Origin of the sequence: Endozoicomonas sp. SCSIO W0465 (assembly GCF_023716865.1) — a bacterium.
In the GTDB taxonomy this organism is placed as follows: Bacteria; Pseudomonadota; Gammaproteobacteria; order Pseudomonadales; family Endozoicomonadaceae; genus Endozoicomonas.
Map to the genome: position 1 here is coordinate 716,571 of NZ_CP092417.1, position 21,060 is coordinate 737,630.

Below are 21,060 nucleotides of genomic sequence, written 5' to 3' on the forward strand. Positions count from 1 at the left end.
ACACAGTCAGTTACCAATGTCTGACCCTTAATGACCAATGATAAAATTCAGTCGTTGTCGAATAACCGGCAGCAATTCTGTTGCCCGCAGGCCGGTTTCACCCTGACCGGCAACTACCTCATCCGCTGCAGATGCATGCAGCCAGGCGGCCATTTGAGCAGCCTTGAAAGGTGACAGCCCCTGTGCCAGCAGGGCGCCAATAACGCCACTGAGGACATCACCCATGCCCGCCACAGCCATACCGGGGTTGCCGTCAGAGCACAGCGCTGTGTTTTGGCCATCAAAAATCAGTGTCCCCGCCCCTTTTAACAGCAGGACTGTATCTTGTTGCCTTGCCACTCCATGCTCTGCAGTAAGCGCGGTTAATTGTCGATGACTGTCTACCACTGCTGTAAATCGATTTTTCTGAATCGTTGGCACATCCAAACCCGATAAACGGGCCAGCTCACCCGGATGAGGGGTGAAAATCATCGGTGACTTTCGTCCCTTTAGCAATTGTGGATGATCCGATAAAAGGTTAAGGGCATCAGCATCAAGTACCAGTGGGCACTTTGCCGCCAGCGCATCTTTCAGCAGTTTCAGACCCCAGTCATCGCTACCCAGACCGGGGCCAATAACGATGACCTGCTTGCCGTTGGCAAGCGTACCCAGACCGGAGCGACTCCTGACCGCTGTCCCCATCACCTCCGGGCAGCGAGCAGCCAGCGCACAAAGGTGTTGTTTGCGAGTAACCACCGTAACACGGCCAGCACCGCAATGGATGGCAGACTCTGCAGCCATGATGATCGCTCCCGGCATCCCTTTGTTACCGCCGATGAGCAGCACATGCCCAAAATCACCTTTGTGGGCTGCACGGCTCCTGGGTGAAAGCCAACCGCGCAGCTGGCCCGGAGAAATTCGGTGACAACCAGAGGGAACGGATTGATAAACCGATTCAGGAACGCTCAGGCTATTAAATACCAGCTCACCACAGTACTCAGGCCCCTGTCCTGTCATTAGACCCTGCTTCAGACCGATAAAAGAGACAGTAAGTTTGGCCTTGACTGCTACTCCCAGGGGGACTCCGGTATCAGCGCACAGGCCGGACGGGATATCCACAGCACACACCGGCTTTTCAAGATGATTCAGGCGTGTTATGGCCTCTTTATAGTCGCCTCGCACATGACCGGAAAGCCCGGTGCCGAGCATGGCATCCACAACCACATCCAAATCCACATCCACATCCACATCCACATCCACATCCGCAGCCGCAGCCACATTCCCACAGAGGGACTGTCCACTGTCGTAAGGTCGAATAACTACGCCGGCATCAGTGCAGGCCTGCCAGGCGGTCAGGGCATCGCCGGTCAGTTCTGCCGGATTTTTAAAGGCCAGCACTGAAACGTTCAGCCCTTGCTCTTTTGCCTGTTTGGCCACCAGATAACCATCGCCGCCATTGTTTCCTGCCCCGCACAATACCAGCAGGGTTCTGGCTTCTGGCCAGAAGCGGACAATGGTAGACAGAACCGTGCTGGCTGCTCTGGCCATTAGCTGAAAACCCGGGATGCCTGCCTGATGAATGGCCACATGATCCAGCTGTCGAACCTGATCCGCTGTGTAGAGAGACTCTGGTAAGCTCTTATTCATAAGCATGCCCGCGATGATAGAATACCGATTATATTCTGCATTGAAACGATGCTGTACGTCCCGGCCAAAAGAGTTAATCAATTCTGTGTCTGAACCGTTATCTTTACCATCCACTTTAACCACATTGACGGACTCATCGCCAGCACCGGATATGGAACAACTCGTTGAGAATATTCGCACCTGGGCCAGAGAGCTTGGCTTTCAGGAGATCGGCATCACTGAAGCGAAAATACCTGACCATGATGTTAAGCATCTGGAAGCGTGGCTGGATAAAGGCTATCACGGCGATATGGCCTATATGGCCCGGCACCGGGAACTGCGGGCACAACCGGAGCAACTGCACCCCGGGTCATTGCGGGTTATTTCTGCACGCATGGATTACCTGCCTGCCGACACGGAAACCGTCAAACTGCTCAATGAGCCGGAAAAAGCGTACGTTTCCCGCTATGCATTGGGCCGGGACTACCATAAGTTAATCCGCAAACGGCTCACCCAATTGGGTCAGCAGATCGAGACAGCGGTTGGTGAACATGGCTATCGCGCTTTTGTGGACAGTGCCCCGGTCATGGAACGTCCGTTGGCGCAACAGGCGGGACTGGGCTGGATGGGCAAGCACTCCCTGATACTGAACCGTCAGGCAGGCTCATTTTTCTTTCTGGGGGAACTGTTCACCAATCTCCCTCTGCCTGTGGATAAACCCTACGAAAAGAATCACTGCGGCCGCTGTACTTCCTGCATGGATAAATGCCCCACCCAAGCCATTGTTGCCCCCTATCAGGTGGATGCCCGGCGCTGTATCTCTTATCTGACCATCGAAAACAAGGGCCCCATTCCTGAAGCGCTGCGTCCTCTGATGGGAAACCGCATCTATGGCTGTGATGACTGCCAGCTGGCCTGCCCCTGGAATCGTTTTGCCAAACCAACCCTGGAACAAGACTTCCAACCTCGCCATCACCTGGATAGCAGTGACCTGGTGGAACTGTTCAACTGGAGTGAAGCTCAGTTTCTGGAACGAACGGCTGGTTCACCGATCCGCAGGGCGGGTTATGAGAGCTGGCTGCGGAATATTGCCGTTGCCCTGGGTAATGCCCCGGGCAGTGATAGCATCATCATTGCCGCCCTGAAAAGCCGTCTGGATTATCCTTCAGAGCTGGTTCAGGAACATATCCAATGGGCATTGGAGCAACACGTCGCAGGAACTAATTAAGCACCGACCAGTCTAAACATAAGTACCACAATAATTTTGAGCTTCACTGACATTTCTTTCTCTGGCAGGAAGCCCTCAATATTACAATAATGAGAGGACTGATCATTATGCATTTAAAAATCTCCCTAACGTTTGTTGTTATTATGTTATTGACCACTGTGGCAAAAGCGGATGACGATTACGCTTTTATTTTCGGTTATGGCAGCCTTATGCAGACACCTGCCAGAACGGCTACAGCACCGGACCCGGAAGATGCCGTGTATATACCGGTGAAAATCCGGGGAGTAGAACGGCTATGGAACTTATGGATCGAGCGCAGTCAGCAGAGAACCCTCGGTGTTGAACCGGGTTCGGCTCCAGACGCCTACGTTAACGGTCTGATCTTTGCGGTAAAAAAAGACCAGCTTGGCGCTTTCGATGAGCGTGAAGGCCCCGCTTACCAGAGAATCAGGATCCCCATTGAAAACGTTTCTTTTTATCTGGATGCTCATCGGGATCTGGTTACTCAGGGCGGACAGAGTACTGAAGTTTTTATTTATTCTCCTCGTACAGCATCAAAGTTCTATTTTGATAAAGGACACGATCACAAGAAAATTGTCATGTCCTACCTTGATGTGGTTCGTACCGGCTGCGTAGAAATTGACAGAAAACATCAGTTGGACAATCAGTTTATTAACGATTGTGTTCAAACCATGGGACTGGACGGGTATGTTATTGAGGATGACCGGAGTGACCCCAGATACCCAAGGTATCCATCGGTACTACTGAAAAAGGCAATGGCAGCTGGCAATGCGGATAAAGCAGAAGCAATACAAACTTATATCGAACAGGAATGGGAAATCTATCTGAACACCATATATGAAAAGTGGGGATTCTAAATATCTGAGACAAGCTGACCGATTCTGCTTTTTACAGAACCGGTCTTAACATACCAATAATTTATATCGGCAAACTGAAACGTGGCAGTGACAAGTCTTTATAAAGTGCTAACAGCCTCAATACCAACACGGTCAACATGGCAATAACAGTGGTTACGTTACTGTTATGAATCACCGGCTCTAGCAATACAAATGCCGCTCCACCGGCCATGGCGGCTGATGCATAAATTTCCTTTCTCAACACCATGGGAACTTCCCCGGCCAGCATATCCCGGATAGCACCACCACCACAGCCAGTGAGCACACCCATCATAATCGCCACCATTGGCTCCACGCCAAACGACAACGACTTGGTAACACCAATAACGACAAAGACAGCCAGCCCCAGGGCATCAGATACCTGAAGAATCCATTTACTGCGCTCATGCCACTGGCGAACCACGATGGCAAACAGAGTCGTTGCAAGAATAACCAGTAAGTAGAGCGTATCTTTTATCCAGAATACGGGAGTTGAGGAGAGTAGAACGTCCCTTATCGTGCCACCCCCAACGGCAGTCACAAAGGCAAGTACCATGGCACCGAACAAATCCATATCTTTCCGACAGGCCAGCCAGACACCACTAATGGCGAAAACCGCAGTACCAAAGAGGTCAAGAATATAGAGCAGCATTAACGAATCTACGAAAAAGTAATTTAACAGACAATTATAGATTTGTTTTCCACAACGATACATAGCCATATGCCGGTATTCTTTCCGAATACATTCTGGCTGCTAGTCTTCTTACACTTGATGAGGATTAACCGCCATGAAGAGACCCGATATTGACAGCGGCAGGCTGCCAGCGGAAGAATACCGCCGCAACTTTGCGGATATTAAACCGGCACTCAATGATTACCAGGCTCATATTGAAGCCAGCCGCTGCCTGTACTGCGAAGCGGCGCCCTGTATCCCTGCCTGTCCCACCGGCATCAATATTCCCTCCTTTATCAACCGTATCGCCACTGACAATATTGACGGTGCCGCACAGGTTATTCTGGATGCCAATATTCTGGGAGGAAGCTGTGCCCGGGTCTGCCCGACAGAAATCCTCTGCGAGCAGGCCTGCGTCCGACATCATGAGCCAGAGTGCCGTCCAGTCAGGATTGGCCGGCTGCAGCGTTACGCCGTGGATAACCGACAGTCCCGCGACCATCCATTTACCCGCCTGCCTGAAACAGGAAAAACCATTGCCGTGGTGGGTGCCGGTCCGGCAGGGCTGACCTGTGCCCATCACCTGGCCAGGGAAGGACACAACATCACCCTGTATGATGCACAGACACAACCTGGCGGACTGAACGAGTACGGTATTGCTTCCTATAAACTGGTGGATAATTATGCCCGACAGGAAGTGGAGTTCATCATGGAAATTGGTGGTATCCGTCCGGAGTACGGTTGTCGGCTTGGACAGAACCTCAGCCTGGATCAGTTAAGAAAGCAATTTGACGCAGTGTTTCTCGGTCTCGGATTGGGCGGTTGCCATTCACTGGGCCTTCAGGGCGAAGCCGCACAGGGAGTTGAAGATGCCCTCCCCACCATATCCCGCCTTCGCCAGTGTAATGACCTGAACCAACTGCCCGTTGGCAGACGTATCGTGGTTATTGGCGGGGGCAACACCGCGATTGATATTGCCTGCCAATACCGACGACTGGGTGCAGAGGAAGTCACCATTGCCTATCGTCGCGGCCGTGAACAGATGTCAGCCACGGATCATGAACAGGCTTTTGCCCGGGACAATGGTGTGCGCATCCTCACCTGGGTTCAGCCTTCAGCCCTGGAGACCGAAGGTGGCTGCATCACCGCCATCCGGCTGGAAAAGACCACGATGGATGCCTGCGGCCAATTACAGGGTACGGGTGAGCTGATCACCTTACCGGTAGACACACTCTACAAAGCCATTGGCCAGCATTTGCTGGTGGAGTCATTTGCCAATACCCGTGAAAGCCCTGAGGTCAACGGCAACCGTATCGTAACCGATGATAACTTACGCACATCGCTATTTAACGTCTGGGCCGGTGGCGACTGCATTGATAAAGGTAAAGACCTGACCGTCCATGCGGTTGAGCATGGTAAAAGAGCGGCCCATGCCATTCACCAATACTTGCGGGTAATACCGGCAGAGAGATAAAGATAATGGCTGACTTAACCAGTAATTTTCTCGGTATTCGCTCCCCTAACCCGTTCTGGCTGGCCTCTGCGCCACCGACGGATAAGGCTTACAATGTCTATCGGGCGTTTGCGGCAGGCTGGGGCGGTGCTGTCTGGAAAACCCTGGGAGAAGACCCGGCAGCGGTCAATGTATGTTCCCGTTATTCCTGTCACAGGAATACCCGTGGTGACGTGATCGGGTTCAACAATATCGAACTGATCACGGATCGCCCGCTTCAGGTGAATCTGGATGAAATACGCCAGACCAAAAAAGACTGGCCAGACCGGGCGCTACTGGTTTCGCTGATGGTGCCCTGCGAGGAAGAAAGCTGGAAAGCTATCCTCAGCCAGGTAGCGGAAACCGGGTGTGATGGTGTCGAACTGAATTTCGGTTGCCCCCACGGCATGCCAGAACGGGGAATGGGCTCAGCGATCGGTCAGGTACCGGACTATATTGAAATGGTTACCCGCTGGTGCAAACTGCACAGCAATCTGCCCGTTGTCGTTAAACTCACACCCAATATCACCAATATCGTGGTGGCTGCTGAAGCGGCTCAGGCCGGTGGTGCCGATGCCGTATCACTGATCAATACCATCAACTCCATTACCGGTATTGATCTGGACCGGATGGTGGGATACCACGCCGTCAACGATAAGTTCACCAGTGGCGGTTATTGTGGGGCAGCGGTGAAACCCATCGCCCTGAACATGGTCGGACAGATTGCCCGCAGCCCGGACACCGGCGGACTGCCCATCTCGGCTATTGGCGGTATCAGTACCTGGCGGGACGCTGCCGAGTTTATCGCCCTTGGGGCAGGCAACGTTCAGGTGTGTACTGCTGCCATGCTGAACGGCTTCAAGATTGTCCAGGACATGATTGATGGCCTGTCACGGTGGATGGATAGCAAACACTATTCAACTCTGGACAGCTTTCGGGGCGCGGCAGTCCCCAATCTAACGGACTGGAAATACCTGGATCTGAATTACAAGACCATTGCCAGCATTGACCAGGACAGCTGTATCCAGTGCGGTCGATGCTACGCGGCCTGTGAAGATACTGCGCACCAGGCCATAGCCATGACACCGATAAAACATTCAACCCAACACCGGTTTGATGTTATCGAGGAAGCCTGCGTGGGGTGTAACCTCTGCCAGATCACCTGTCCGGTGGATAACTGTATATCCATGGTCAGACAGCAAACCGGCAGGCCTTATCTTAACTGGACACAACACCCGAATAACAAGGCTCAGAAAGATAAAGCATCGATGGATCAAGCCTGACTTATTAGCCCGTAACCAGAAATCCTTGTTCAAACGGCCACTAACGGAATGTCCCGTACGTCGCCCCAAAAACAGCGATAATCCTCCGGGTTCAGTCCTAATTTACTAAGGTAGTCGATGGTTTTTGTCTGAACTTCTCCGGCCGTATAATCCCGGCAGGATTGGATATCTTCAGGAACAAGCTGCAAAGGGATTTTATCCTTTTTGCACTGATGAAGATGATGAAACCAGGCTTGTAAAAACCGGTTAATCAACTTTATTTCCTCTACTGTTTTCGGGCACCGGAAAAAACGAAACTCCAGTGTTGACAACTTAACGACTTCGCTCGCTCCGGTAATGTGCAATAAAGACATGGCCATATACTTTTCCATATTGTCATCATCAATGACACCAAGCCCATTTTGTAGGGTGGTCATATGGACAAACTGGCTATAAAAATGCGCAAATTGTTCAAGCCTGTCTTTTTTTTCCGATTCAGTGCCTCCTATACCGCTTAAATCTTCAGCACAACTTGCTGCTATTTTTTTGTTATATCGGTCAATCATCCAATTTAACCGCTGCACGGCAAATGGTTTGGTGTCTGGGTTATAATCAGCAAATGTTTTGTACCAAAACATTTCATCGTTCCGTACGATACGATCGTTATTCCCAAATGCCCTCAATAAAAAAGGATTTCGCTGGATCTCAGACTCCATTGCCAGAAGCACATCGGTATCACCCTGAGTGGCACTCAGGACATCAATATGTTTATGCCCGGAGCTATAACTGATCAATTCATCGTTGCGCATGGAATCAATAACGTCAATGACCTTCTCAAAACATGATTCCGCACGTCGATCGTCAGCATGATAAGGTGTGCAGTTTATTTCAAACCAACGATCTGTGTCCAAAAAAGGGTTCACGACAAAGCCATCACTAAAGCCATAATATTCACCATGACGATAGCGACCGGAGTTATAAAGACTCATCCCTTTTTCCTGGAGTCGGGATGCAAAATCATTAACAAGCTGATGCTTTCTCTCAAGATACCCATCATCTCGAACAAGATCATATTCAAGCTCTTCACCAAATGTAAGCTTTAATGGGCTTGCCGGTTTTACCGCACTGTCAGTGGGTAAAGAGCAGCTATCAAACGGGGCATTGACAATAGCATCACAGCGACCGGCAAAAATAACATCCATAACGTGTCGGTTAAAATACTCTCTCATACCACTGTTGTTAATGCGCAAACTACTGATTAACAAATTATTACGCCAACGGGTTGCGTTACCATCAATGATTTCATGCCTGAATGTTATGGCAAAATTAAAGATAACCCCCAGCTCAGAAAAAAGACCTTTTCCGGCAAGCAGGGTTTCAAAAAATGGAAATATATCCTTTAGTAGTCGGTCGTATATAGATTTACGCCTGTAATTAAACATAGTGAGTACTTCAGGGATAATATCATTCGGTACGTTCTCTTTTTTGCTGAGATAATCAACCAGCATTTCCCCCAAACTATAACTTAATCTGCTGTTAACCGACTTTGCTGCTTTTCGTTCGGTAAAAATATCTTTCAAGTCAGACTGTATATCTTCAACCCGCGCCTGACTGACGGTGTTACCCGGCACATATTTATCGGGACGGCTTGCAACAGTAAAACACCGATCATTGACCAGACCTTCCTGATACAAGATAAAATCAATAAAAACCCCGATTACCTCATTGCTTTGATCATCTTCTCCATCGAATTCTCTTATGATTTGATCATATTTTAACGAACGAATAAGGTATTCAATGGTTGTTTTAACACGTCCAGCCACCTCCTCAGCGGTAAACGTTTTGCTTGCGCTCCCATTGGTTAAAACTTCAGCCTCACCGCTAACAATGTCCCCGTTGCTACTCATAGTGGACGAGTCTTGTAATACCATTTTTCTTGGTACCGGGCCCATATCCGGACCATCGCTCAAAGACCTCTTAAGATATTCAAACGGATTTCTACTATCAGTTGAAGCAGAGCCAGCAGTTGAAGCAGAGCCAGTTGTAACCAAATGGGAAACTTTTCGCTCAGGGATAGTCAGATTGGCACTCGGATAATGGCAATCTGGCAAAATACAACCAAGCTCTGGTGTTTGCTCTGCGTGTGCAGTGTCTTTATGTTGGACCCATTGCTCTTCTGAAAGACATTTGACTGCTAATTGCGGTGAGTTTTTTTGTCCAAAAGTGCAAATTTTATGAAGTTCACAGCTATTTGCCTGGGGGCCATTTATATTCATTAATCCTCCGTAACTACATATGATTCCATTAAGTTGTATAAGTCTTGGATGATTAAGTTATGGAAAAGTTCCAAAACTATGGTTTATATCGCTAAGTGCTGGCCTGATGCCTGCGCCATATCGATCGGCATGGAATGGTCTGATAGGGGCGATTATCTAAAGGGATAGTAGAAATGTGTGGGAATGTGATTTTATAGTCGTTTCTTTCCGAGTAAGCCTTCCATTATGGGGGGATTGGGCCTGAAGTCAGTGCCGTTGCATAAAAGGCTCCAATTTCCGGGATCGCAGGCATGGAGACTCAAGAAACACCAAGGGAAGTGAGCTTAAGTCAGTGCCATTGCCATGGTATCAAGACCAACTATTGCCCCGGTGGTGGCATCAACCCTTCTGGAAATTCCATATTATTGGGTATCTGCATCTGTTGCATTACTTGATTGATGGACTCTCTGATGCTGTCAATCATTGCCTTATAACCAATATCAAACCCCTGGTAAAAAGCAAGCTCCGTATTGTTCAGCTCTCCTGAAGGCTGAACAATGGCAGGCTGCTTTCCTTCAGGATTTTCCCCGCCGAAGAAAGCTTCCATGGAAGTTGGTACCGTCAAGGCAACACGACCACCTGTCATATAACCATCGATAAATTGTCCCTTAACAAAAGGGTTACTGACACTACCAGCGCCACTGGAGCGGTAGGCATCGGCCGCCTCACACCAGCGATCTTTATACTCACTGGCCAAATCAGTGGAATTGCAGTTGTACTCAATCACACCCATGGCGTCTGTAATGGCAAGATAACCGGCCCGGTAGCCCATATCATACGCAGGCTCAGGCTGGCTATCGACATCAAACAGATTCAACTTGCTATCATCAGCCTGGCTGGCCTGAGAATAACCTTCACGGAAACCCTGAAGATAAGTCAGAAAATCTTCCGAGCCGGAGGACAGGCCCTGCTTTTCGAACAGCTCCTTTGCTTCACACCAAGTTTGTTCCAAAACGCTTGTTTTGCCGGGGTTAGAGCAGGAGTAAGATTCAACGCCTTTTTCTACACCGGACAAGTCTTCATAAACTACCGTTGCCACTTCTGGGCATTCAGGTGCTTTATTACAACCCGGCAACATGACCAGAATTGTCAATACTGGCAAAGCTGACGCCAGACAATACTTCCGCATTTAACTGCTCCTTTCCAGAAACTGATGAACTTGTTATTCAGTACAGTTTTGACGAGACTGAGTAAATATAGTTCAGTTTTTTTTTCAGGTTTGGGCAGGAATCCATGTAAATTAACCAGCAGCGTCGGACTTAAGCGTCCTTGGCGAGGATTGCGAGAAGTTGAGGATAAAAATTTCCGACTCTGAGGAGAATAGCGGGGCTATTTGACGAGGAAGCAGGAATTTTTAGACCCATTTATTGCAACCGCAGTAGGACAGTCTTAAGTCCGACAGCCTCCTGGCGATTCGCTACACTGCCTGAGGGTACATAGGGTTCTGGATAGGGCGTCAGACCACCTCTGCCCCTTGCGCAGAGATAATCCCAGTCATCGGGTAACGATCGCTCAAGCAGGACCAGCCACTGGTTGAGAGAGCAGCGCCCAACACAGCCGGGAATGGCAAAAGGCTCATGATTAAGTGAAAGCACTATTTCTGGTCGCCCATCATTCCAGTTCAGCTGAACACCAAAATGGGTGGCATAATCAACGATTCTATCTGATGGCGCTCCGAGCATGGTCATAATAGCCAGCAAATTAGTGTCACTGGCAGAATACAGTGTCCAGCGCTGGCAGGCGTGGCAACTGCCTTTTTCTTCCAGGCATTGCTGTACCCGTTTAATATCTCTGATCATCGCTTTTGCCAAAGGAGCACCAATCAACTGGGCAATCTCATAATTGGCAACCGTTCGGCTGACCACCCAGTTTAATAACGATTCCAGTTCAATAGCTTCCTGTCGGCTAATCCCTTTAGGCATTGGCAGATTGTGCATCCGATGTATGGCAATCAGGTCAATCAAAGGAAGTAGAGAATACAGATCTCTGTTATCGCTCTTTTCTCCAACCTCACCAACCTGCTTGCCAAACTCAAGCCAGGAAGCCAGCTGGTCACGATATTGTTCTTTCTTCCTTAACCAGTCTGCACTGTTCTCAAGAGCTTGTACCCTGTGCAAATACCCCGGACACAGCCTTTGGGCAGAGAACAAGTCATCACTGGCTAACGGTGATGCGTAAACCGGTGGGACCTGAATGCCACCCGGTATCCCCATGCTTCTGGTCTGCTTGGGGTAAATGCCCTGAAGCAAAGCACTGGCACTTTGAATGGTTCGGTCCAGACCTTTGGCAAAATGCTGACTGATCCTGGGGGACCAGGAATGAGGTAGGGATTCCGAAAAATAATGACTGCGAATTTTCTTTCCCAACAAATATTCCTGCTCAAGGCCTCCTACTGTTAACTGTCCTGCGCCCATTGGCCAGTAGCTGGCCATATCGCCGAGATCTCTTGGCGAGCGATCTCCATGCCTGACCAGGCTGATCAGGTAATCAGCGGGAGCTGCCATTACCGGTTCAGGATCTGCAGCATCAGAAGCAATGGACAGAACACACAAAGCAAATACGGCATAGGAAACCCGATGTATTTTTTTAACACCAGGCCTGATTATCACACGCGTTGACAACCGGGTATTATTTCTATCAGGTATGAAGAGTGACAGCGACTGTTGGTAGTGATTACCAAAGTCAAAAGCCATCACTTTTTTTAGACAGTATCCAAGAAGCGTCTGAAGTTTCATATCCTGCCTGCCTGATCATCAAATTCAGCAGTCAGGATAGAAAAAAATTGCGGGATCGGTTGAGATTTAGCGAATAAATTCAGGTATATCGTTTGATAACCCGGTCGCCTGATCAACAATCATGTCCTTGATCAACGGTAATCGGTTGGTCAGTCTCAGACCCGTGTTCCTCAACCAGCGAATGCCAGGATCATTGGCCCCGAACAGATTCTGAAAACCCGTCATGGCAGCCATCATCAACGTGTTATGCCCTCTGCGACGACGCTGATAACGATCCAGAATATGCGCTGCAAAATAATCATCCCCACGACCGGCGGCTGTGATCAACTCATCAGTCAGCACTGCCACATCCATGAAACCCAAATTCACCCCCTGACCCGCAAGCGGATGAATGGTATGAGCGGCATCTCCTACCAGAACAACACCTTGTCGATGATACTGCCTGGCATGCCGTTGACACAGCGGATGGCGGAATCGCTTTTCTACCTTCAGAATTTTACCCGCTCGATGTTCAAACGCTCTCTCTAGTTCATGGCAGAAAGCTTGGTCACTCAAGGCCTCTATCCGGTCTGCCTCAGCAGGCAAAAGAGACCAGACAATTGAGCAGTAATGTCGCCCATCCTGACTTTCAAGGGGTAGAAATGCCAACGGACCGGAATCCAGAAATACCTGGCGGGCTGTGTGATGGTGAAAGCGTTCGGTTTCAACCGTTGTTACCAGTGCATGATGACGATAATCTTTTCGGTTTGAGGGAATTCCAGACAGCTGTCGTAACCGTGACTCCGCACCATCGGCAGCCACCAGCAGAGGAGCACAAAGCACTTCACCATTGCTCAGAATGATCTCACCGCCTTGACCGGACAGTTGGTATTCAAGTCTTGGCTGGTCACCAAAACATTGAACTGTCGAGCGGGCCAGCTGTTGCAACAGTGCGTTTCGAATCACTTTATTTTCGACAATATAGCCAAGATTTTTTTGTGCCCGGTTTTTGGCGTCAAACGCAACTTCTCCGGTACCCTCACCATCCCAGACGATCATGCGCGTGTAAGGACAAACCCGCTGGGTCAGCATTCCTTGCCACGCATCCAGATAGTTCAGCAGTTTTATCGATGCTTCTGTTAAAGCACTGACTCTTGGCTGCCACGGGTCATGTATTGACAGCGAACAGGGCTGCAATGCCTGCTGTTCAACCAGTGCCGTCTGTATGCCAGATCGATCAAGAGCCAGAGCCAGAGAGGCGCCCACCATTCCTCCCCCGACAATAATGACATCAATTGCCTGCATTTCTGATCCCTGTTTTCCCAGATTCAAGAGCGGTAAAGCCCGCTCATCACGGTTTATAGTCCCATCGCCTTGCGGGTAAATTTTGACTTTACCAAATAACAATAATCAAGCGTCACCAGTCCCAGGTTTCGAGACAAGACAGATGCACTATCGGTACGTGAGAAGAGGTGTATGAGACCATCACAAAAACGGCTGGTCAGGCTCTGGTCGCTCAAACGCTGTTGCCTGTATTCCTGTAACCGCCCAAGCTCTCCTACCGGAACCTTTCTTTCCAGAGAAATCGAAATATTCTCTGCCAAAGCCATGGTATCGCGGATAGAAAGATTATAACCCTGGCCAGCAACCGGATGTATTGCATGGGCAGCGTTACCCAAAACCACCAGCCCCGGCCTTACCTGCTCTTTGGCTATGCGCATGGCCAGTGGATATCGGTCCCGCTTTCCCACAGCCAGAAAACGTCCGGCCCGGTAACCAAACCGCTTCTGCAACAGTGCCAGAAACGCATCGTCCGCAAGATGATCAATACGATCGACTTCCTCATCGGGTACTGTCCACACCAGCCCCACCCGGTGCTCAAAATGGTGATCACCGGTTAACGGGAGCAGCGCCATCGGTCCTTTACCGGCAAAACGCTCCCAGGCCATACCGTTGTGGGGGCGGTCAAGGGCAATATTGGCAATGATTCCATGCTGATGATAGTCCTTTTGCTCCACTCCTATTCCCAGCTGAGCCATCAAACCTGAGCGGCCGCCATCAGCAAGCACAACCAGTGAAACCGAAACGTCTGACTGCTTTAGCTGAACCCTCATACCTCCCTGGACAGGACTCAGTCTTTGCACTTCATCAGGACTGAATATCGTTACCGTCCCCTGTTTTTGGAGAGCCTGCAACCGATGCAAAAGGACATCACCCAACAGATGATTTTTGACCACATACCCCAGTGCCGGAACACCTTCATCAGAGGCCTGCAAACGGGAAACCCCAAAGCTGCCCTGATCGGAAACATGAATATTGGTAATGGCTTCAGCCTGACCAACAAGGTCTGGCCACAGCCCAAGCTGGTCGTAAATACAGCAGGTTCCCCATGATAGCGCAGAGGCACGGGCATCAAAGCCCGGAGGAATATCGCCAGGCTGACTCAGATCGTGGGTCTCCACCATCGCCAGCCTCAAGCCCTGCTTTATCACTGCCTTTTCCAGGGCGCACACCAGACTGGCTCCAACCAACCCGGCACCAACAATCAAAACATCGAAATCCATCTTGTCTGCAGAATTATTCATGTCTCGGCCACCACCATGAACCTGTGGAACTCTGTTTTTTATACTCAGTGCAGGGTTTTGGCGGCGTCCTGATTGCCAGAATATTGCCCAGAATGGTCATCACCACTGGAATCCTCTGGTAACCCACAAACCTCTGCATAGACATTCAGCCAGGCTAAACGAACAAACTCACTCACTTCGACATACAGCTTTTCAGATTCGTCATTCTCCTCTGCGGTTTCTATCAGGCTGATTTCAGCAAAGTCCCTGAGCACTTCTTCCACCATCTCACTGACCTTACGGCTTTCAAGCCCTTGACCAAAGCCGGAAATAAAAGATTGGCACCATAATCCCATTGATTGAGTTCTTAACGCCAGCGATTCATCATCACCGGGCAAAAATAGTGTTACTGATAAGCTACCTGACGAAAGTTCATCCTGAGTATGCCAAAATAACTGACTTAATAACTGTTTCGTATGTTCATCAAACGATTGATCACCTATCTGCTCAGCAAGCTGCTCCAACCACTGCTTAACATCAGGATGAGCCCCCGCTGATAACAGACCACATAAGTAACCATGAACCTCCGATGGATGACTCTGTTCTGCCAGCAGGTCAGCCAGTTCATCAAAAGATACGGGGACGGGTGCATCACCAGGCTGAGAAGAGACGGTCGTCATGATAAAAAGCCATCAACGTTAATAAGCCAAACTTGACAGGGATTCTAACAGACTTCCCGAACAAACTTGTTAATTATACGTCTTAAATGGATGTCTTGGGATGTCTTGGGATGTCTTGGGATGTCTTGGGATGTCTTGGGATGTCTTGGGATGTCTTAGATAGACGTCTTGAATAGACGTCATAAGTAAAAAAGTGTCTATGCTGTTAACTTCATTACATCGGGAGTGTCGGCATGTCAGAAAGTTTGTACGAAAGAAATCAGCAGGGCATTGGTTTTACATTTCATAATCCGGTTATTTATCTGGATAGCTGGTTAAATAGCTGGAAAGAAGATAACCCACTCCTGGACATAGGATGTGGTCACGGAGTCAACACCCGCGAGGCCCTGGTGCATGGAGCACAGGTGGTCGCCACTGACATCGATAAACCGAACTTGTCTAAATGGCTGAATGACTTATCGGTAACTCAGCAAAAAGCGCTCGCATGCAGAGCAACAAAACTGCCAGGAAATATTCCTTTTGAAGACAGTGCCTTCTGCGGAATTCTTTGCGCTGAAGTTTTTCATTTTCTTGCCAATGAAGACGTGATTCCATCTATTAGAGAACTTTACCGAATTCTTGAACCCGGGGGCACTCTGTTGCTTACCTGTTGCTCCTGTGATGTTGCTGTGTTGCAAACGACGGGCTTGAGTAAGGAAGTACGGGAAAGCCTAAGAAAATCGCCATTAACCGTTACCTGTCAACGGGATTTTCTCAGCCTTCTGGCGCAGGCTGCAAAAACATTTAACTGCCCGGAAAAAACCGATCCGGTGTTGGCGGCACATGAACTTAATATTCCCGGAAGAGACTTTTGTTTTTTCTCTTCCGAGCAGCTGGGGTTATTAATCGAAAATGCTGGTTTTATTATCGAAGTATGCGAACAGGGTGAAGCTCCCCATTACCCGGTATGGAGTCATGGGGATCAGGATCAAATAAGAATTATTGGCAAAAAACCTGCATGATAGATGGATTCGAGTGTCAATTTTTTCACCAGTACCCAAGTCAGAAACTGGATCTTTTGTCATCTTTTGCCTGACTGCCTCAGGTATTCTTGTGCCTACTTTATTGGCTCTGTTTTTAGGTATTTTGCTTTATTCCCTCCTTTTGCAAAAGACAGCTTGATCGGTTTGAAACAGCATTACCAGACGAATTAAAAATAAAACATTGTCAAGCATTAAGTCATTGTTCTGAATTTCTCCAGAGGCTATAGTAGCCTTAATAACCGAGCATTCAGGGAAGCTATGAAAGAATCCGATTTCATCGCCCTCGACCAGAAAATCAACTACCTGGTTGCCCTTTGTCAGAAACTGACAACTGAAAACCGGCAACTGCGACAGCAGGAGCAGTCCTGGAGAGCTGAAAAAGCGAAGTTGATGGAAAAAAACGACGTTGCACGCAATAAAGTAGAAGCGATGATTCAGCGTCTCAGGTCTTTGGAGCATGAGTCATGACGGATAAATCATCAGTTACATCCGTTCATATTCTGGATAAAGAGTATCGTGTTGCCTGTCCCAGAGACAATCAGGACTCACTGCACACGGCTGCACGCTACCTGAACGAAAAAATGCATGAAATCCGCTCTACGGGTAAAGTGGTTGGTATTGAACGTATTGCTGTGATGGCGGCTCTGAATATCAGTTACGAGCTGATGCAGAGCCGTCGTCAGAATGAAGATGAAAAGCAGGACACCCGGGAGCATATTGACCAGTTGCTGGGTAAGCTGGATCAGGCACTGTCAGCTGTTGAGCGTTAAAATGATAACCTTTGGTGATTTTCACGAAAACTGATAGCTGAAAAAACTTGCAGACATCTTCTCAATTGTCGATATAATGCCGATGAAATCTCCCTGGCCTGTTCGCCAGTCACCATACGTCCCGAGCCGATAATACTACCCAGGGAGCTCCTGGCAGGTGCTGGAGTGCAGGTCCGCCTCGTAGCGGAAAGCCCGATTCACCTCAGCAGCCCCCACCGTGACCGTTACGGCCACGGGCAAACGTGGCAGCGGCAGGGTGGGGAGGTTTCATACATAGCCTCTCAACGTTTTTATCTTTGCTTCATCGCAGCACAAGACCCCGAACCAAGTGCAAAGCGCATGGTGTGCTTCGTATTAACAACCTTTGCCAGTAGTTTGCAGGCGTTGCTCTACCCCGGGCCGCCATTGCAGGGCAACCAATACAACCACGACTAAAGTGCCCAGCAATGCACCTCCATATGGATTTAATAGCAGCACAGGCAGACTGGCCAGGGACATCAGTCTCTCCCAGGTATTTAACTTCCTTAGCAGATAGCCTTCGATGGTCATCGCCATCGCAACAATGATGGTGGCCGTCTGCAGGGTTGCCAATGCCAGGCCCAAAAAGTCGCCCGTGGTATTGATCAGCCCCGTATAGGCCATCATCATTGGGATGACAAATAAGCCCGCTGCAAGCTTAAATGCCTCAACCGAAGCCTTCATTGGATTGGCATTGGCCACACCCGCACCGGCAAATGCTGCCAGGGCAATGGGCGGAGTTACATTAGAGGTTTGTGACAGCCAGAAAATAATCAGATGGGAGGTTAACAGTGGCAACCCGAAATCACCCAATAAAGGCACGGCAATCACAGCAAGTACGATATACGCAGCAGTGACCGGTAATCCCATACCCAGAATCAGAGCAACAAGGCTAATCAACAACAACGCAGTAAACAGATAACCACCGGAAAGCGCCATAACAAACTGGGTAAACTGCAGGCCAATGCCCGTCTGCCCAACGACACCCACAATAATGCCGGCAGCACCACAGGCTGCAGAGATAGGAAGCGCCAGCAATGCCCCCGCCTTCATCCCTTCAATCACCTTCGCAATACTTACCCGACTGTGTTTGCGTAAAGCGGCGCTAACCAATATGGCTGCACAGCCAGCCACACCCACCAGCAAGGGGGAGTACCCCATCATCAACAATGCAGTAATCAGCACCAGGGGAATCAGGAAGTGAGCCCCCTGCTTCATCACCTTAAGAACAGCTTCTGTACGATTGACCGTCGGTAAATCCAGCTTGCAGGCCATGATATGCACATAAAGCAGTGTACAGAAGAAATAAAGCAGTGCCGGCACAATGGAGGCAATCATAATGTCGCTGTAGGGCACACCCGTAAACTGTGCCATCACAAAAGCACCGGCCCCCATAATAGGCGGCATAATCTGTCCACCGGTTGAAGCTGCTGCTTCAATGCCTGCCGCCTGTTCTGGCTTGTAACCCAGTTTCTTCATCATTGGGATGGTAATGGAACCGGTGGTTACCGTGTTGGCAATGGCCGATCCGGAAATTGAGCCCAATCCAGCAGAAGAGATGACTGCAGCTTTTGCAGGACCTCCCCGATATTTGCCGGCAATGGCAAAGGCCAGGTCAATAAAGAACTTGCCCGCCCCGGTCACTTCCAGAAAAGCACCAAACAATACAAAGATAAAAACGGTTGTGGCGGCAATACCCAGTGCAGAGCCAAAAATTCCGTTACTGGAAAAAATCTGGAACTGTACTATTTCCTGAAGGCTGTATGCCTTGGTTGCCAGTGTTCCCGGAAGCAGGTCACCAAACGCACTGTATACCAGAAATATACTGGCAATAATCACCATGACCCAACCTACAGTACGTCGACAGGCTTCTAATAACAAAAGTGCAAAAACAGCACCAGCGATCAAATCCATTTTGGCCAGGCCAAACAGCAGGTAGTTAATATCGTTATAGTCAAACTGGATGATCTGGTATCCAGCCAGCACGGCCAGAGTACATAAACCACTGTCTACCCATCGGCCAGTCGCCATAAGTGGGCTATTTTTTTGTTCGATTCTGGTGTTTTTAAACAGTGGATAGTGAAGAAAAATAAGCACCATTACCCAGGTCAGGTGAGCAGGCCTAAAGTACGTTGCAGAAATAGTGGAGGTCACACCCTGCCAGATCTGGAAGACTGACAGCATTACTGCCAAGGCCAACAACAAATAGTCCAGTCCTTGCTTAAGCCTGCTCATATCATTCGTCCGACAGATTATAAGAGGGAGGTAGAGATAGCAAAACTGCTATCTCTACTCTTCAGTACTGATCATAATTATTGAATGCTGTTCAGATACTTTTCTGCGCCCGGGTGAAGAGGCACGCCCGCCAGCTGCTTGGCATTAGCAGGAACAGTTGCTTCAGCAACGTTTACCACCTTGCGGACTTCATCCATATTTTCATAGGCAGCCCGGGTTAGCTCATAAGCCATGTCGTCGGCCATATCGGCACGAACCACCAGCACGTTCCAAATACTTAACGTGTCTGTTGCCGGAACATTGTTATAAACGCCCTCAGGAATCGTGTATTCACTGTAAGCGGGATACTCGGCAATAAATGCCTGTCTTTCTTTCTGAGAGACCGGAATGACACGCAGCTTATGTGTTAAAGCAATCTGGGTTACCGCACCAACACCTTGTCCGCCAACAATAAAGCCAGCATCAATCTGACCATTAGCCAACGCATTGGTGGTTTCAGAGTAATTGAGATAGACGGCATTGATATCCTTTTCAGGATTAATCCCCAGAGTTTTCAACAATGCTGCCGAGGTAACGGCAGTCCCGGAACCCGGCGCTCCCAGAGAGACACGCTTACCTTTCAGGTCATCCAGCGTCTGGATATCGGAGTTTTGCAGCGTCATGGGATGCACAAGGTTTGGGTAAAGGGCGAACAACACCTTAACCGGCATTTTGGCAGGAAACTTTCCCTCCCCCTGGTAAGCGTCCATTACCACATTGCCCATGGCGATGCCGGCCAGCATATCACCACGGACGACTTTAATAGTGTTTTCAACGGAAGCCGCAGTTACTTCGGCTTTAACATTGATACTGCCGACTTCGTCCGACCAGACTTTGGCAAGAGCACCACCAAAGGGATAATAAATGCCACTTTGTCCACCAGTACCAATGGAATAGTTTTGTGCGAAAGCAACCATGGGCAACAGCATTGCAAATGCAACAGCTATACGTCTCATGTTGTTCATCCCCCTTTTTGCAGGTCATTTTGTCGTTATTATCGGGCGGTGGATTCCACCCTGTCTTCGTTGTTTGAGCAGAGCTTACTATAGGAAGGGCTGATGGAGAATAGTCTTTGCTAAAGGATATACGAATATCGACGTCTAAAAGGTCGTACAACTCCATAATGAAGCAGTGTTACACCGGGAATGCAGTGTTATTGATTGACCTTGAGGTTTGCACAGAGCAAGTCCATGTACTAGCTTCATTCCAGAGTTTTGCAGAAGGGTTTGGTGCTTGAGAAAAGGCTGAGAAAGCCGTCTGCTCAATCGGCAAATATGCTCTTCGACAGAGACTCAGGCACAACCGTTTCTGGACTCTCCCCCTTCGCCTTTCTGGAATACCTCATGATGAATGACTGGATCTGGTTTGGTTCGCTGGCCTTTCCACCGCTTTTCCGCACAGCCTTTTTCGGCATGATTCTCTGGCTGGTTCTAAGATACATCTATCGTCGTTTTTCCATTGATCGGTGGTTCTGGCACACCGGACTGGTTGAACTGTCTTTCCTGATCATCAGTTGTGCCATTACCAGCCGGATTCTGAGTATTTGA

General features: G+C 49.1%; 19 protein-coding genes and 1 other RNA gene. 10 read left to right on the top strand and 10 right to left on the bottom strand.

The genetic code is table 11. The features are described 5' to 3' along the window. Window positions 1–27: 27 nt before the first annotated feature. Window positions 28–1,632, bottom strand: coding sequence for an NAD(P)H-hydrate dehydratase (locus MJO57_RS03050; RefSeq protein ID WP_252022907.1), 1,605 nt, complete (start codon window positions 1,630–1,632; stop codon window positions 28–30). A gap of 145 nt (window positions 1,633–1,777) precedes the next feature. Here MJO57_RS03050 and queG point away from each other — a divergent pair, with 145 nt between their 5' ends. Together queG and MJO57_RS03060 are read left to right on the top strand one after the other, a co-directional pair. Next, on the top strand, window positions 1,778–2,833 hold the full coding sequence (queG, locus tag MJO57_RS03055) for a tRNA epoxyqueuosine(34) reductase QueG (RefSeq protein WP_252022908.1): 1,056 nt from the start codon (window positions 1,778–1,780) through the stop codon (window positions 2,831–2,833). A gap of 107 nt (window positions 2,834–2,940) precedes the next feature. Next, entirely contained in the window at window positions 2,941–3,711 is a 771-nt protein-coding gene (locus MJO57_RS03060; RefSeq protein ID WP_252022909.1) for a gamma-glutamylcyclotransferase family protein, read from the top strand. Between the two features lie 61 nt (window positions 3,712–3,772). Here the strand turns inward: MJO57_RS03060 and MJO57_RS03065 are convergent, their stop codons facing one another. Beyond that, window positions 3,773–4,381, bottom strand: a complete 609-nt coding sequence (locus tag MJO57_RS03065; RefSeq protein WP_252022910.1) for a trimeric intracellular cation channel family protein — start codon at window positions 4,379–4,381, stop codon at window positions 3,773–3,775. A 136-nt stretch (window positions 4,382–4,517) separates the two neighbouring features. Between MJO57_RS03065 and MJO57_RS03070 the strand changes: the two genes are divergently transcribed. Next, window positions 4,518–5,876, top strand: a complete 1,359-nt coding sequence (locus MJO57_RS03070; protein WP_252022911.1) for an NAD(P)-dependent oxidoreductase — start codon at window positions 4,518–4,520, stop codon at window positions 5,874–5,876. A gap of 5 nt (window positions 5,877–5,881) precedes the next feature. Next, window positions 5,882–7,177 carry an NAD-dependent dihydropyrimidine dehydrogenase subunit PreA gene (preA, locus tag MJO57_RS03075; RefSeq protein ID WP_252022912.1) on the top strand — a complete coding sequence of 432 codons (1,296 nt, stop codon included), beginning with the start codon at window positions 5,882–5,884 and terminating at the stop codon, window positions 7,175–7,177. Window positions 7,178–7,206: 29 nt separating this feature from the next. Here the strand turns inward: preA and MJO57_RS03080 are convergent, their stop codons facing one another. The 3 genes from MJO57_RS03080 to MJO57_RS03090 form a co-directional block, all read right to left on the bottom strand. Beyond that, a complete protein-coding gene (locus MJO57_RS03080; RefSeq protein ID WP_252022913.1) occupies window positions 7,207–9,432 on the bottom strand; it encodes a hypothetical protein in 2,226 nt (741 codons plus the stop codon). Between the two features lie 358 nt (window positions 9,433–9,790). Next, window positions 9,791–10,486 (bottom strand): hypothetical protein, encoded by a 696-nt coding sequence (locus MJO57_RS03085; protein WP_252022914.1) that lies wholly within the window; start codon window positions 10,484–10,486, stop codon window positions 9,791–9,793. A 349-nt stretch (window positions 10,487–10,835) separates the two neighbouring features. Further along, the gene (locus MJO57_RS03090) at window positions 10,836–12,023 is read right to left on the bottom strand and encodes a histidine phosphatase family protein (protein ID WP_252022915.1); all 1,188 of its coding nucleotides are present in this window, start codon (window positions 12,021–12,023) and stop codon (window positions 10,836–10,838) included. A gap of 98 nt (window positions 12,024–12,121) precedes the next feature. Between MJO57_RS03090 and MJO57_RS03095 the strand changes: the two genes are divergently transcribed. Beyond that, on the top strand, window positions 12,122–12,283 hold the full coding sequence (locus MJO57_RS03095) for a hypothetical protein (RefSeq protein WP_252022916.1): 162 nt from the start codon (window positions 12,122–12,124) through the stop codon (window positions 12,281–12,283). Here the strand turns inward: MJO57_RS03095 and MJO57_RS03100 are convergent. The 3 genes from MJO57_RS03100 to MJO57_RS03110 are packed head-to-tail and all read right to left on the bottom strand — an operon-like array spanning window position 12,273 to window position 15,429. Beyond that, window positions 12,273–13,490 (bottom strand): FAD-dependent oxidoreductase, encoded by a 1,218-nt coding sequence (locus MJO57_RS03100; protein ID WP_252022917.1) that lies wholly within the window; start codon window positions 13,488–13,490, stop codon window positions 12,273–12,275. The two genes, MJO57_RS03095 and MJO57_RS03100, sit on opposite strands and share 11 nt — an antisense overlap. A gap of 53 nt (window positions 13,491–13,543) precedes the next feature. Continuing rightward, window positions 13,544–14,770 carry a 2-octaprenyl-6-methoxyphenyl hydroxylase gene (gene ubiH / locus MJO57_RS03105; protein WP_252022918.1) on the bottom strand — a complete coding sequence of 409 codons (1,227 nt, stop codon included), beginning with the start codon at window positions 14,768–14,770 and terminating at the stop codon, window positions 13,544–13,546. Window positions 14,771–14,814: 44 nt separating this feature from the next. Further along, window positions 14,815–15,429 (bottom strand): UPF0149 family protein, encoded by a 615-nt coding sequence (locus MJO57_RS03110; RefSeq protein WP_252022919.1) that lies wholly within the window; start codon window positions 15,427–15,429, stop codon window positions 14,815–14,817. Between the two features lie 233 nt (window positions 15,430–15,662). Here MJO57_RS03110 and MJO57_RS03115 point away from each other — a divergent pair, with 233 nt between their 5' ends. The 4 genes from MJO57_RS03115 (at window position 15,663) to ssrS (ending at window position 17,488) form a co-directional block, all read left to right on the top strand. Then, window positions 15,663–16,430 carry a class I SAM-dependent methyltransferase gene (locus tag MJO57_RS03115; RefSeq protein WP_252022920.1) on the top strand — a complete coding sequence of 256 codons (768 nt, stop codon included), beginning with the start codon at window positions 15,663–15,665 and terminating at the stop codon, window positions 16,428–16,430. 279 nt (window positions 16,431–16,709) lie between these two features. Next, window positions 16,710–16,919 carry a TIGR02449 family protein gene (locus MJO57_RS03120; protein WP_020584012.1) on the top strand — a complete coding sequence of 70 codons (210 nt, stop codon included), beginning with the start codon at window positions 16,710–16,712 and terminating at the stop codon, window positions 16,917–16,919. Beyond that, the gene (locus tag MJO57_RS03125) at window positions 16,916–17,221 is read left to right on the top strand and encodes a cell division protein ZapA (RefSeq protein ID WP_252022921.1); all 306 of its coding nucleotides are present in this window, start codon (window positions 16,916–16,918) and stop codon (window positions 17,219–17,221) included. The genes MJO57_RS03120 and MJO57_RS03125 overlap by 4 nt, the downstream gene beginning before the upstream one ends. Before the next feature lie 87 nt (window positions 17,222–17,308). Next, a non-coding RNA gene (ssrS, locus tag MJO57_RS03130) (6S RNA) lies at window positions 17,309–17,488 on the top strand. Between the two features lie 87 nt (window positions 17,489–17,575). On the opposite strand, the gene MJO57_RS03135 is transcribed toward ssrS, so the two are convergent. Further along, complete coding sequence (locus MJO57_RS03135) at window positions 17,576–19,474, bottom strand: TRAP transporter fused permease subunit (RefSeq protein WP_252022922.1); 1,899 nt, start codon at window positions 19,472–19,474, stop codon at window positions 17,576–17,578. 77 nt (window positions 19,475–19,551) lie between these two features. Continuing rightward, window positions 19,552–20,469 (bottom strand): TAXI family TRAP transporter solute-binding subunit, encoded by a 918-nt coding sequence (locus tag MJO57_RS03140; protein WP_252022923.1) that lies wholly within the window; start codon window positions 20,467–20,469, stop codon window positions 19,552–19,554. A gap of 258 nt (window positions 20,470–20,727) precedes the next feature. Here MJO57_RS03140 and MJO57_RS03145 point away from each other — a divergent pair, with 258 nt between their 5' ends. Next, entirely contained in the window at window positions 20,728–21,060 is a 333-nt protein-coding gene (locus MJO57_RS03145; protein ID WP_252022924.1) for a DUF1656 domain-containing protein, read from the top strand.